Raw genomic sequence first — 12,537 nt, 5'->3', positions numbered from 1 at the left:
CATTCCTGCAACAGGGACATACCACTGTACCGTGGCATGCAAGTGCCTTTGCCGCGGGTCGCTCCTGCCTGCGCTGACCGGCTTGCATCCAGCTCAGCGCAACGCCCGCGCCAGCACCTGCCAGATCCTCGGGTCCTGGCACTGCGAGACGTTGAAGCGCAGATAGTCGGCCGCGCGCTGCGACTGGCTGAACGCGTTGCCCGGCGCCAGCACGATGCCCTCGCGCAGGCATTGCCGCGCCAGGGCGGCGGCGTCGCGGCCGTCGGGCAGCTGGCACCACAGGAACAGGCCGGCTTCCGGCTGCAGCCACGGCGTGATGCCCAGCGCCTGCAGTTTCCGCAGTGTGTGCCGGCGTGCATCGGCCAGGCGCGAACGTATCGACTGCATGTGGCGGCGGTAACCGCTATCGGTCAGCGCGATGTGCATCAACTGCGCGGCCAGATGGCCGCCGCCAAAGCTGGTCGCCAGCTTCAGGTCGGTCAATGCTTCTATCCAGTCATGGCGTGCAGCGATGTAGCCGCAGCGCGAGGCTGCCGACAGCGTCTTGGAGAAACTGCCGACGTGGATCACCCGTGACAGTCCATCGAGCGCGGCCAGCCGCGGTGCCGGCTGCAGTTCGAAGTCGGCGAAGATGTCGTCCTCGACGATGATCAACTCGCTGCGTTCGGCCAGGCCCAGCAGGCGGTGCGCGGTGTTGGCCGAAAGCACCGCGCCGGTCGGGTTGTGCAGGCCGGAATTGGTGATGTACAGCCGCGGCGAATGCGCCTGCAGGGCTTGCGCGAACGCCTCCAGGTCCGGGCCGCTGTGCGTGTACGGCACGCCGATGGCCTGCACCTGGTGCGCCTTGAGCAGCGCGTGGTAATTGAAGTAGCTCGGGTCATCGACCAGCACGCAGTCGCCGGGCTTGAGCAGGAAACGGCAGAGCAGATCGACCGCGTGCGTACCGGATTCGGTCAGCAGGATCTGCTCCATCGGTGCATCGATGCCAAGCGTGGCGCTGCGCCTTTGCAGCAGCTGGCGCAACGCGGGCAGCCCGAGCGGACCGGCGTAGTCCACGAGTTGCATGGCATCGGCACGCGCCAGCCGGCGCAGGCCGCGGCGCACGCCATCGTGATACAGCCAGTCACTGGGCATCCAGCCGCACCCTGGCTTGAGATCGCCCGCGGGCGTTTCCAGCGATTGCCGTGACACCCACAGCGGATCCACCGCGCGATCCAGCCGCGGCTCCATTTCAGCCAGCGCCAGCGGTGCGGCCGGGCCACTGACGTAGAAGCCCGAGCCTGCGCGCGCACTGATCAGGCCTTCGGCCGCCAGGCGCTCGTAGGCCTCGACCACGGTGGAGACTGAAACCCCCATGGTCGCCGCCTGCGCACGTACCGAAGGCAGGCGGGAGCCGGGGCCGTCCACCCGTGCACTGATGCGGGTGCGGACGGTCTGGATGACCGATTCGATGCGGGTGAGCGGGCGCGGCATGGTGGAACCGTAGTGGAAGTGTGGGCAATACAGTTACTTGCGGCTGTACTGGATTGTAGCTGGGGTCGTTCCGCGCCGGATGCTTCCATACAGGTGCAGCCGGGCATCGTCCGGCACCTTCAGGAGTACAGGCGTGGAACGGTCGGCGAGTGGTTGGATCAATGGCTTCATCGGTGTGGTGATCTTCGCCGGCTCATTGCCGGCCACCCGCCTGGCGGTGCTGCAGCTGGATGCCGGGTTCGTCACCGCCGCACGCGCCACCATCGCCGCGGTGCTCGGTCTGGGGCTGCTGCTTCTGCTGCGCCAGCCATGGCCGCGGCGCGGCGACCTGCCGGGGCTGGTGGTGGTCAGCCTCGGCGTTGTGGTCGGCTTCCCGCTGCTGACCGCGCTCGCGCTGCGTCACGCGTCGTCGGCGCACACCATCGTGTTCCTTGGCCTGCTGCCGTTGAGTACAGCAGTGTTCGGCGTGCTGCGCGGTGGCGATCGGCCGCGCCCGGCGTTCTGGCTGTTCTCGTTGCTGGGCAGTGCCTGCGTGGTCGGCTATGCCGCGCGCAACGGAATCGAAGCCTCGTTGCAGGCAGACCTGCTGATGCTGGCGGCGATCGTGGTGTGCGGGCTGGGCTACGCGGAAGGTGGTCGGCTCGCCCGTCATCTGGGCGGCTGGCAGGTGATCAGCTGGGCACTGCTGCTGGCGTTGCCGGTGATGCTGCCGCTGACGGTGCTGATGCGCCCGGCCTCGTTCACTGCGGTCGGTGCCTCGGCGTGGTGGGCACTGGGCTACGTGGCAGTGTTCAGCATGCTGATCGGCTTCCTGTTCTGGTACCGCGGGCTGGCCCAGGGCGGCATCGCTGCCGTCGGTCAGCTGCAGCTGCTGCAGCCGTTCTTCGGCCTGGCCCTGGCCGCGCTGCTGCTGCACGAGTCGGTCAGCCTCAGCATGGTGCTGGTGACTCTGGTCGCGGTGATCTGCGTCGCCGGCGCGCGCCGCTTCAGCCGCTAGGAAAAAGGGGACGGAGGGGATTAAGTCGTTTCAGGCACAGCAGGACCAATTACGACTTAATCCCCTCCGTCCCCTTTTCCGGGCGGAAAAGGTGCGCAACGGCGTAGTCGATGAACACCCGCAGGCGTGCACTGGGATGGCGCCCGCCGGGCCACAGCAGCGAGAACTGCCCCTGGTGCGTGGGCAGTGTGGGCAGCACCTGTTGCAGGCGGCCATCGGCCAGCGCGTCAGCGGCGAGGAAGTCAGGCATCCAGGCCAGGCCCATGCATCCGGTCGCAGCGGCCAGCACGGCCTCCATGTTGTTGCAGGTCATCGCCGTGGGAAGGCGCGCCCCGGCGTCGCCTTCGATGCCGGGCAGCTGCCACGGATGCAGCTTTCCGGTGGTGGGGTAACGGAAGCGCAGCGCGGTATGTATGCGCAGGTCGCCCACATCGCCGGGCGTTCCATGCATCTGCAGATAGCCCGGCGCCGCACAGAGGATGAAACGAAAACCCCCCAGCCGCCGTGCGGTCAGGCTGGAATCAGCCAGTTCGCCACTGCGTATCACCGCATCCAGGCCTTCGCTGACCACATCGACGATGCGGTCGTTGAAGTCCAGTTCCAGCTGCACCTGCGGATAGCGTTGCTGGAAGCCGGGCAGCACCGGCAGCAGGAAGCGGTAGCCGATGGTGGGCAGGCCGATGCGCAGCAGCCCGCTGGGGGCGTGCTGTCGCTGCGCCAGGTCCGCCTGTGCTTCGGAAAGCTCATCCAGCGCACGTCGGCAGCGTTGCAGCAGCAGTTCGCCTTCGTCGGTGAGATGCACGCGGCGGGTGGTGCGCTGGAACAGGCGCGTGCCGAGTTCCTGTTCAAGCCGGGCGATGCGCTTGCCGACGGCCGAGGCTGACAGGCCGAGTACGCGGGCGGCACCGACAATGCTGCCGGCCTCCGCGGTGCGGACGAAGGCGAGCAGGGCGGAGATGGAGTCCATGCTTGGATGATTGCGGAACATCTCGCCGCAATCAACGTCCACCGAGCCTGTTTTTCTGGAATAGCGGCCTGTCCATCATCAATGCCCCTGATGGATGGAGGCCCGCATGGCCCCGGATTCGATGCTCCTTGTACCTGTCCGCGCGCAGCAGCGCTGGGCGCTGCTTGCGGTCTGCCTGGCCGCGCTGGCGTTGCCGTTGTCCTTCTCTGCCGGTGCAGTCGCGGTGCCGGCGCTGGCCCGTTCCGCGGCGGCATCGCCCACCGCGCTGGCCTGGGTGACCAACGCCTTCATGCTCACCTTCGGCAGTCTGTTGCTCGCTGCGGGCGGCTTGGCCGATCGATATGGCCGTCGGCGGCTGTTCCTGCTGGGCACGGCGGGCTTCACCACCGCCACCGCCGCCGTCTGCCTTGCTCGCACGCTGCTATGGCTGGATCTGGCGCGCGGGTTGCAGGGCGTTGCCGCGGCGGCGGCGCTGGCATCCGGCACGGCGCTGCTGGCACAGGCCTGGCAGGGGCCGGCGCGTGCCCGTGTCTTCGCCCTGCTGGGCACCACGTTCGGCATGGGGCTGGCGTTGGGGCCCCTGCTCGCGGGCCTGCTGCTGCAGACATTGGGATGGCGCAGCGTGTTCGCCGCGGGCGGTGTGCTCACGTTGGTGGCCTTCGGCCTGGGGGCACGCGCGTTGCCTGAAAGTCATGGCGAGCGCCGACCACTGGATATCGGCGGCATGCTGAGTTTCAGCCTGACGCTGGCGACGTTGACCCTGGCGCTACTGTGGCTGGGCGAGTTCGGCCTGCATGCCGCGCGCGTGCGGCTGGCGCTGCTGGTGACGCTGCTGTTGGGCGGGGTGTTCGTCTTCATCGAACGGCGGCACCCCTCACCGTTGCTGGACCTCTCACTGTTCTCACAACCGGCGTTCCTCGGTGTCCAGCTGCTGCCGGTGGCGACCTGCTTCGGCTACGTGGTGCTGCTGGTCGCGTTACCTCTGCAACTGCTGGGCGTGCATGGCCAGAGCGCGACGCTGGTGGGACTGCAGATGCTGGCGCTGTCCGCGCCGATGCTGGTCCTGCCGATGCTGGCCGCGCGTTGGGCGGAGCGCGTGGGAAGTGCGCGGTTGTGCACGCTGGGTCTGCTGGTGTGCGCCGCCGGCCTGTACCTGTTGTCGCGGCAGGCGTCGCACCCGTCGCCCTTGCAGTGGGTGCCGCTGCTGATGCTGGTCGGCGCAGGCACGGCTTTGCCGTGGGGGCTGATGGATGGACTGTCGGTGAGCGTGGTACCGGTGCAACGTGCCGGCATGGCCGCAGGCATATTCGGAACCGTGCGGGTGGCCGGCGAAGGCATCGCGTTGGCCGCAGTCACTGCCTTGCTTGCGCTGCTGATCGGCCATCAGCTGCAGGGCGCGTCGCCGGCATCGCTGGTGCGTGCCGGTGCCTATCTGGCCACGGGGGCGCGGGAACAGGCGCAGGCACTGCTACCGACGATGAGCCGCATGCAGCTGCAGCACGCCAGTAGTGAGGCGCTGGCGACACTGCTGCGTGTACTGGCGCTGCTGACCGCCGCCTGTGCCGCCGTGTTGCGCCTGTTGCTGCGGAAACGCACAGGTGCCTTGGTCGGGGACATGGTGTAGCAGGCTCATCGCCGCCTCCGCCGTCATCCCGCTGTCGTGTCCCGCTCACGCCGCCTATGCCCACCCGGGCCTAGTGTTGATCGTCCCCGTCCCCCACGGAGACCCGCCATGTGGCTGCTCGACCATCTCTGGCCCAGCCGTCGACCCCTTCCTCCCCCGGTCGAGGACGCGCCACAGGCACCGTCACGCCGGCCCTGGCTGAAACGCCCGGCGCGGGCCGGGCGCAGCGGCATGGCGCCCTGGCAGAAGGTGGCCACGCCACCGCGGCGCACGCGCCACTAGCCGGTGCGGTCTGATGGGTGGTTGACCCCGTCGCTGACCGGGATCACCCCCAGCGCGAACGGGTCGATGCCCTCCAGGCAGGCCACGTTGTAGCCGTACTGGTCGGGGTTGGAGCGGCGCCGGTGATGGGTGTAGATGCCGCACACCCCGCAGAAGTAGTGCTCGGCCACATGGGTGTTGAACTGGTACTTCTGCAGATGATGCTGCCCGCGCACCACCTGCAGGCCCTGGCGGGGGACGCTGGCGGCGATGGCACCCCGGCGCCGGCACATCGAGCAGTCGCAGCGGCGCGGGTCGACGATGCCGTCCGGGAGGTCCAGCAACAGCTCGACCGTGCCGCAGTGGCAGGTGGCGCGGTGCTGGGGTTGGACCGGAACGCCGGCCACGGAAGTGATGCCCATCGTTGCTCCTGTGAGGTGAACCTGGCCGCATGGACCGCCGCAGACGGTGCGCCGCGGTCCCTGAACGGGCCGTAGATGCCACGGTGAACCCGCTTGTGGCTAACTATGCGGCTTCGGGACCGCGACAGGATGCCAGTGAGAGCCGCAGGACGTTGGATGACAGGAAGTGCCATGGCGCTGGCAGCGTTGTGGGTGACCGGGCTGCTGGCCTATCAGATGCCGGGGCCGGGCTGGCTGGCCAATGGCATTGCGGTGCTGTGGCTGCTGGTTGCGCTGTGGGCGTCGTGGCAGGTCGCGCGTGGCCGTGGCCATCGTCGCCTGGGCATGGCGTTCGGCGCGTCGCTGGCGCTGGCCGGCCTGTGGTGGCTGCTGCTCACCCCGCGCCAGGACCGCGTCTGGGCCGATGACGTGGCCCAGCGCCTGCACGTGGTGTCCTTCGACGGGCGCCACGTGGTGCTCGACAACGTGCGTGATTTCACCTGGCGCAGCGAGACCGACTACGACGCGCACTGGGTGCGCCGCGCGTACGGCCTGGACCAACTCCGCTCGGCCGATCTGGTGCTGTCGTACTGGATGGGCCCGGCGATCGCCCACACCCTGATCTCGTTCGGTTTCGAGGATGGGCGCCACGTGGTGTTCTCGCTGGAGATCCGCAAGGAACGCGGCGAATCGTTCTCGGCGCTGGGCGGCTTCTTCCGCAAATTCGAGATGACCCTGGTGGCCGCGGAGGAGACCGACATCATCCGCACCCGCACCAACGCGCGTGGCGAGGATGTCTACCTGTACCGCCTGCACGGCATGGACCAGGCGCAACTGAAGCAACTGTTCGCCGCGTACATCGCGCAGGCGCGCGAACTGGATGCGAAGCCGGGCTTCTACAACACGCTCACCAGCAACTGCACCACCATCGTCTTCGATCTGGCCCGCCACATCGCGCCGCGCTTGCCGCTGGACTACCGCCTGCTGCTGTCCGGCTACCTGGCCGAATACGCACAGGAGGTCGGCGCGCTCACGCCGGGCGTGCCTTATGCCGAACTGCATGACAAGGGCCGCATCACCCAGCGTGCGCTGGACCTGGGCAGCGGCGACCACTTCTCCACCGTGATCCGCCAGGGCGTGCCCGGCACCGAGCAGGACCCGCAGTAATGAACCGACTCTTCCTGATCCGCTGGCAGCGCGCGCTGCCGGTGTTGTTCGCCGCCTTCCTGCTGCTGGGCAGCAGCGGCTGCGCGATGGTGACTGTCAAGCAGGTGAAGTCCAGCGATTCGCTGGTGAACAAGCGCGCCGATGTGCTCAACACCGGCAAGCTCAGCCCGGCCGCGCGCGAGACGCTCAGCGCGGCGGGCCTGGATGAGTCGCAGTGCGAGAAGGACTTCCTGGTCTGCCGCAGCACGTTGTTGATGACCGATGACCTCAACGTCGAGCAGCGGCTGTCGGCGCTGTCCGAACTGTGGGTGAAGGCCGCACTGGCGCTGACGCCGAAGAAGACCGCCGCCGGCGATCCGCCGATGAGCGATGCGGCGCTGGATGCCTGGCTGGAAGCCGCGCGCTATGCCTATGCCTACCTGTTCTACAGCGGCCGCTCGCCGTCCGACCGCGCCTTCGAGGACCGGCAGACGCAGGTGCGCGACTACTACAACTACGCCGCCGAGAAGGCGGCGGTGGTGCTGTTCGTGCGCGCGCGTGCAGCGGCACTGGCCGGCGAGGACTATACGAAGCCGATCTCGGTCGGCAGCTGGTCGCTGGCCTCCAACTACCAGCAGTTGAACCTGAAGAGCATTCCGGCGCAGCTGGTGCCGGCCGGCACGGTCAGCTTCGTCGGCCTGCGCAGCACCTATCGCCGCGATGGCTTCGGTGCCGAGCTGGTGATGGTGATGGACCCGCCCAAGCTGGTCGCGCCGGTGATCGCGGGCGATGGGCCGAAGGCGGAAACAGCGGCGGATGATGCTGACGACGAGCGCCGTGGCCGCCGCCATCGGCATGACGATTCGGTGCCGGAATTCAGCGAGATGTCCTCGATCAACGTCACCGCGCTGCTGCGTTTCGAAGGCAGCAGCCTGGAAGACGTGATGCGCACGCGCCGGGTCGAGCTGGACGCCTATTCGCCGGAGGCCACTGAACGCATCACCCTGCACGGCGAACAGGTGCCGCTGGCCGGCAATTTCACCGCTGCCTACGGCCTGTGGCTGGCGCAGAGTGGCTTCGCCCGGCAGTCACTGCGCACCCTGTTCGGCATGAGTGAGGGCATCGGCGAACCGCACATCTACCTGATGCAGCCCTGGGACCCGAACCGCCGCATCATCTTCATGCTGCACGGCCTGGCCAGCAGCCCGGAAGCCTGGGTGAACCTGGCCAACGAGATCATGGGCGACCCCGAGCTGCGCCAGCAGTTCCAGGTGTGGCAGGTCTACTACCCGACCAATGCACCGATCGCGCTGAACCGCTACGAGATCGCCAACGCGTTCAATGACACGCTCAAGCACTTCGACCCCAACGGCAGCACGCGCGCATCGAAGGACATGGTCTATATCGGCCACAGCATGGGCGGCGTGCTCGCGCGGCTGCTGGTGAGCGACTCGGGTGATGTGCTGTGGGATGACCTGCTGGCCAACTATGACCTGAAGGGCGAGCGGCTGAAGCGTGTGCAGGCCAAGCTGGGGCCACTGCTGCATTTCAAGGCGCAGCCGAACGTGGAACGCGCGATCTTCATCGCCGCGCCGCACCAGGGCACGGATATCGCCGGCAACAAGGTCGGGCGGCTGATCGGGCGCCTGGTACGCCTGCCGCTGACCATTCTCGGCAAGTTCGAGGACGTGTTCATGGCGCTGGCACAGGCCGAGCAGCAGGTCGACGGCACCGCCAAGCCGAAGATTCCCAACAGCATCGACAACCTCAAGGCCAGCGATCCGTTCGTGAAGGCCGCCGCACAGCTGCCGATCGAAGCGGGCCTGAAGTACCACTCGATCATCGCCCAGCGCAAGCCGGAGCTGCCGGTGGAGAAGTCCGATGACGGGCTGGTGCCGTACTGGAGCGCGCATCTGCCGGGCGCGCTGTCGGAGAAGGTGATCATTTCCGGCCACAGCGTGCAGGAGACCCCGCAGGCCGTGCTGGAAGTGCGCCGCATCCTGCATCGGGATATCGATGATGTGGGAGCCGGTACACGGTAATGCCGGCCTCTGGCCGTCGCCATCATGGGATTCCCGCGTGCGCGGAGGTTGCCGGCCAGCGGCCGGCGCTACCGGAATCCGGCGGCGCTACACCCGCCGCGCGATCACTGCGGCCAGCACCGCCAGACAGAAGGTGATGGCCAGGCACAGCAGGTAGCCGGTGTGCGGCGCGCTTTCCACGAACATGGCGAACAACGCGCCGGACACCGCCAGCGCGGTGGTCACCGACAACGCCTCGCTCAGCTGCAGCGCCGAGGTATTGGCACCCTGCTCATGCGGTGCTGACAGCGACAGGGTCAGCACCGACAGGCTGGCGTAGATCATGCCCATGCCGAAGCCGGTCACGGCCCAGCCGACCAGCGCGACCGGCAGCGGCATCGGGTTGAACAGCACCGACAGCGTTGCGGCGATGCCGAACGTCATCATCACCGTGCCAACGCGCAGTAGCTGCTGGCGTGACCAGCCACGCTGCTGGTGGCCCTGCAGCCATGAACCGGCGAACCAGCCCAGCGCACCGAGGCTGAGCACGGCGCCTGCCCAGCTGGGCGAGAGCCCGCGTTCGCGCTGCAGCAGCAGGGGCAGATAGGCCTCGCAGGCGAAGAACGCCGCTGCAGCAATGCCCCGCAACGCGATCACGCTGGGCAGGCCGCGGCGCAGGATCAGGGTTCCGGCCGGCAGCAGCCGATGCACGCAGAACAGCAGCGCCAGCATCGCCACGCCGATGCAGAGCAGGGCGGCCATGCCCTGTTGCTGGCCGCCGACGTAGAGCAGTAGTGCGGCCAGTGAGGCGCCAGAGGCCCAGCACACCACGTTGCTGCGTTCGCCATCGTTGCAGACCGCAACGGGAGGTTGCATGCGCGCCAGTGCCGGGCGCAGCAGCAGTGCGGCCGGTATCGCCAGCAGTGGCACTGCCAGGAATACCCAGCGCCAGCCCAGGTGCTGCACCATCAGGCCACTCAACGCCGGGCCGACCATCGAGGGCACCACCCAGCCTGCGGAGAACGCCGCGAACACCTTCGGTCGCAGGTGCTCGGGGTAGCTGCGGCCGACCATCACGTAGAGCGAGACCGAAATCGCGCCCGCGCCCAGGCCCTGCATCAGGCGCCCGGCCACCAGCATGCCCATGCGCGTCGCAAAGCCGGCCAGCAGCAGGCCCAGCACGAAGCAGCCCAGGCCGTACCAGAGTGGCCGCGCGGGGCCGTGGCGATCGGCCCAGCGCCCGGCCAGGGTCATGCCGATCACACTGGTGGCCAGGGTGCCGCCAAAGGCCAGCGCGTACAGGCGCAGTCCATCGAGTGCTTCGGCCACGGTGGGCATCGCGGCCGCGACGGCCAGTGCTTCGAAGGCGTGCAGCGCGACCAGTGCGACCATGCCGATGGTCGTGGCGCGGTAGCGCGCGGACAGGATCGAGCTGTCAGCCGGCAGGTGGGTGTCGGCGGGAGAGAGGGTCGGGGTCATACGGGTCAGGTGCAGGCCGCGCTTGTCAACGGGCGGCGAAGATAGCAGCATGCCACCTCAACTGTAGTTGAGGTCAAGCAATGGCATCCCAGGAACTCAGCGTTGGCGAGGTCTCCCAGCGCAGTGGCGTGGCCGTTTCCGCACTGCATTTCTACGAGCGCAAGGGGCTGATCAGCAGCCTGCGCACCTCGGGCAACCAACGGCGTTACAGCCGGGACGTGCTGCGCCGGTTGGCGGTGATCCGCGTGGCGCAGCGGGTGGGCATGCCGCTGGAAGCAGTCGGCCGTGCCTTCGAAAGCCTGCCTGACGGCCGCGCACCGACCAAAGCGGATTGGGCCAGGTTGTCCGCGCGCTGGCGCACCGAGCTGGAAGAGCGCATCCACATGCTGCAGCTGCTGCGCGACGAACTGACCGGCTGCATCGGTTGTGGCTGCCTGTCGCTGCAGCATTGCCGCCTGGCCAATCCCGACGACGTCCTCGGCGAACGCGGCGACGGCCCGATGCGCTGGGAGTGAGCGACAAAAAGGGGACGGAGGGGATTATGTCGTTTGTGCACTTGCGACTTAATCCCCTCCGTCCCCTTTTTCTTACCAGACCGTGATGGTTTCGCCGCTCTGGATGCCTTCCACCGCGCGCTGGAAGGCCAGTGCCGCGCGCTGTGCGCTTACCGCCTCGAAGCCCGGGAAGTAGGGGCCGTAGGCGGCCATCGATTCGATCAGTACGTTCGGGCTGACCACGTTGATGCGCAGGCCGCGCGGCAGCAGCTCCAGTGCGGCTGCGCGCACGAAGCCTTCCAGTGCGGCATTCACCGAGGTGGCGTTGACGCCGTCGCGGATCGGTTGTGCGCTGACGATGCCGCTGGTCAGGGTGATCGAGCCGCCGCTGTTGAGATGATGCTGCGCGGCCAGTGCCAGCCTCACCTGGCCCAGCAGTTTGTCCTGCAGGCCGAGGTTGAACTGCGCCGGCGTCATCTGCTGCAGCGGGCCGAAGTGCAGCTTGCCGGCGGTGGAAATCACCGCATCGACCGGGCCGGTACGTGCGAACAGTTCGGCGACGCTGGCGTCATCGGTCAGGTCCACGCGCAGTTCGCCGCTGCTGCGGCCGGCGGCGAGAATCTGATGCTGTTGGCCGAGCTGGCGGGCGACTGCCTGGCCGAGGGTGCCGCTGGCACCAACGAGGAGGATCTTCATGGCCGTTCCTTGCGTAAGGGAGTGAGCGCAGTCTGCGCCCTCACAATGGGGTTAGGTAAGCGGCGTATGATTCGCAGATTCCTAACTAAGGATTAGTAATGGATACCCTTCGATGCATGCAGGCCTTCGTTGCCGTGGCCGAGCGTGGCAGCTTCGCCGGCGCCGCCGAACAGCTGCAGGTCTCGGCGGTGATGGTGGGCAAGTACATCCAGCAGCTGGAGGCGCATCTGGGCACCGCGCTGCTGCAACGGAACACCCGCCGCCAGCGCCTGACCGAAGCCGGCAGCGCCTATCTGGCTGGCTGCCGGCAAGTGCTGGAGCAGGTGCAGCAGGCCGAGGCCGATGTGGCCGGTCTGCAGGTACAGCCGCGCGGCCTGCTGCGGGTCAGTGCGCCGACCACCTGGGGCAGCTGCGTGCTGGCGCCGCAGCTGGCCGGCCTGCTGCGCGCGCAGCCGCAGTTGAACATCGAACTGGATCTGAGCAACCGCCGTGTGGACCTGATCGAGGACGGCTTCGACGTGGCGATCCGGGTCGGGCCGTTGCCATCGCAGGAGGTGGTGGCGCGGCCGCTGCCGCCGTATGCGATGAGCCTGTGCGCGGCGCCGTCTTACCTGCGCAGGCGCGGCACGCCACGCACGCCGGCGGACCTGCAGGGGCATGATTGCCTGAGCCATCTTGCCTGGCGTGGTGGCCATGGCTGGCAGTTGGCCAACGGTGAACAGGTGGATTGGGAGGCGCGGCTGACCTGCAACGACGGGTTCGCGCTGCGCGAAGCCGCCGTGGCCGGGGCCGGGTTGGTGTTGCAGCCCACCGCGCTGTTGGCGGGGGAGATTGCAGCAGGGCGCCTGAAGCCGCTGCTGCGCGACTACCTGCCCGAACCGCGACCGATGCACCTGATCTACCTGCCGGATCGACGGCCGCGCCCGCGGCTGCAGTGCTTCGTCGATTTCGTCATGGCCACATTTGGGCAATGAGCAT

Annotated in this window: 10 protein-coding genes and 1 pseudogene; 6 read left to right on the top strand and 5 right to left on the bottom strand. The window is 68.0% G+C overall.

Annotated features, from left to right (window positions below; all coding sequences use genetic code 11):
• Positions 1–93: 93 nt before the first annotated feature.
• Positions 94–1,473, bottom strand: coding sequence for a PLP-dependent aminotransferase family protein (locus J3A72_RS19845; protein WP_069117551.1), 1,380 nt, complete (start codon positions 1,471–1,473; stop codon positions 94–96).
• A 133-nt stretch (positions 1,474–1,606) separates the two neighbouring features.
• On the opposite strand from J3A72_RS19845, the gene J3A72_RS19840 reads away from it, so the two are divergent.
• Complete coding sequence (locus tag J3A72_RS19840) at positions 1,607–2,470, top strand: DMT family transporter (RefSeq protein ID WP_032958514.1); 864 nt, start codon at positions 1,607–1,609, stop codon at positions 2,468–2,470.
• 49 nt (positions 2,471–2,519) lie between these two features.
• Here J3A72_RS19840 and J3A72_RS19835 read toward each other — a convergent pair whose 3' ends face one another.
• A complete protein-coding gene (locus tag J3A72_RS19835; RefSeq protein WP_075075569.1) occupies positions 2,520–3,437 on the bottom strand; it encodes a LysR substrate-binding domain-containing protein in 918 nt (305 codons plus the stop codon).
• Positions 3,438–3,543: 106 nt separating this feature from the next.
• On the opposite strand from J3A72_RS19835, the gene J3A72_RS19830 reads away from it, so the two are divergent.
• A complete protein-coding gene (locus tag J3A72_RS19830) occupies positions 3,544–5,061 on the top strand; it encodes an MFS transporter (protein WP_075075578.1) in 1,518 nt (505 codons plus the stop codon).
• A 278-nt stretch (positions 5,062–5,339) separates the two neighbouring features.
• Here the strand turns inward: J3A72_RS19830 and J3A72_RS19825 are convergent, their stop codons facing one another.
• Complete coding sequence (locus J3A72_RS19825; RefSeq protein WP_014646209.1) at positions 5,340–5,744, bottom strand: GFA family protein; 405 nt, start codon at positions 5,742–5,744, stop codon at positions 5,340–5,342.
• 171 nt (positions 5,745–5,915) lie between these two features.
• Between J3A72_RS19825 and J3A72_RS19820 the strand changes: the two genes are divergently transcribed.
• Positions 5,916–6,890, top strand: a complete 975-nt coding sequence (locus J3A72_RS19820) for a DUF4105 domain-containing protein (protein WP_075075570.1) — start codon at positions 5,916–5,918, stop codon at positions 6,888–6,890.
• A complete protein-coding gene (locus J3A72_RS19815; RefSeq protein ID WP_075075571.1) occupies positions 6,890–8,911 on the top strand; it encodes a hypothetical protein in 2,022 nt (673 codons plus the stop codon). The genes J3A72_RS19820 and J3A72_RS19815 overlap by 1 nt, the downstream gene beginning before the upstream one ends.
• A gap of 87 nt (positions 8,912–8,998) precedes the next feature.
• Here the strand turns inward: J3A72_RS19815 and J3A72_RS19810 are convergent, their stop codons facing one another.
• The gene (locus J3A72_RS19810) at positions 8,999–10,420 is read right to left on the bottom strand and encodes an MFS transporter (protein ID WP_075075572.1); all 1,422 of its coding nucleotides are present in this window, start codon (positions 10,418–10,420) and stop codon (positions 8,999–9,001) included.
• Between the two features lie 29 nt (positions 10,421–10,449).
• On the opposite strand from J3A72_RS19810, the gene soxR reads away from it, so the two are divergent.
• Positions 10,450–10,884 (top strand): redox-sensitive transcriptional activator SoxR, encoded by a 435-nt coding sequence (gene soxR / locus J3A72_RS19805; RefSeq protein ID WP_069117543.1) that lies wholly within the window; start codon positions 10,450–10,452, stop codon positions 10,882–10,884.
• Between the two features lie 72 nt (positions 10,885–10,956).
• Here the strand turns inward: soxR and J3A72_RS19800 are convergent.
• Positions 10,957–11,586: pseudogene (locus J3A72_RS19800) on the bottom strand (short chain dehydrogenase); the annotation flags it as partial.
• A 71-nt stretch (positions 11,587–11,657) separates the two neighbouring features.
• Between J3A72_RS19800 and J3A72_RS19795 the strand changes: the two are divergent.
• Complete coding sequence (locus J3A72_RS19795; protein ID WP_014646215.1) at positions 11,658–12,533, top strand: LysR family transcriptional regulator; 876 nt, start codon at positions 11,658–11,660, stop codon at positions 12,531–12,533.
• The last annotated feature ends 4 nt before the right edge of the window (positions 12,534–12,537 follow it).

It is taken from the genome of Stenotrophomonas sp. PvP093, from assembly GCF_017876915.1.
GTDB classification, from domain to species: Bacteria; Pseudomonadota; Gammaproteobacteria; order Xanthomonadales; family Xanthomonadaceae; genus Stenotrophomonas; species Stenotrophomonas muris.
Note: the sequence above shows the minus strand (reverse complement) of the source record. Positions and strands in the feature narration are given on the sequence as shown.